The organism is Helicobacter pylori, from assembly GCF_001998165.1.
Lineage (GTDB): Bacteria > Campylobacterota > Campylobacteria > Campylobacterales > Helicobacteraceae > Helicobacter > Helicobacter pylori_DL.
In genome coordinates, this window is sequence record NZ_MTWR01000136.1 from 1 (window position 1) to 457 (window position 457).

At 38.7% G+C, this 457-nt stretch carries 1 protein-coding gene and 1 pseudogene; one reads left to right on the forward strand and one right to left on the reverse strand.

Features of this window, described 5'->3' with window-relative positions; all coding sequences use genetic code 11:
- Positions 1-96: 96 nt before the first annotated feature.
- Positions 97-243, reverse strand: a complete 147-nt coding sequence (locus BZK24_RS09440) for a hypothetical protein (protein WP_171972438.1) — start codon at positions 241-243, stop codon at positions 97-99.
- Here BZK24_RS09440 and BZK24_RS09215 point away from each other — a divergent pair.
- A pseudogene (locus BZK24_RS09215) lies at positions 217-372 on the forward strand (pseudaminic acid cytidylyltransferase); the annotation flags it as partial. The gene BZK24_RS09440 and the pseudogene BZK24_RS09215 overlap by 27 nt on opposite strands.
- Between the last annotated feature and the right edge of the window lie 85 nt (positions 373-457).

The window sequence follows — 457 nt, forward strand, 5'->3', positions numbered from 1 at the left end:
ATGAGTATTATTTGAAGCTTTTAGAGGTTTGATCTAAAATCAAGGCTCTTATAGAGCTATAAAAACGCTCCGCCATTAGGCGTTAGGCTAGCGATTTTACGATATTGTGCTTACATTCGCTTCAAACAAACTTGAGCCATTAAAAAGGGGCTTGGTCGCTTCACTCTCAATCTCAAGCGTTTTTTTATCATCAATATCAAGCTCGCTTTTTTTGTAACACCAACTATTAAAACGCTCTATCATGACGCAGGGTTGCTTTATATGGGGAAGGCTCAAGCCTTTAAAGAAATGCGGCCTATTTTTAGCCCAAATTCTATCGCTTTAGAATTATCGCCCTTAGAAGTCCAAGATATTGACACTTTAGAAGATTTAGCGGACGACAAAGCCACGACTTTAGAGGTGATGGCCTATAACAGGAAAGAATTAGAGTTAAAAGAGGAAGAAATAGCGGGTTGTT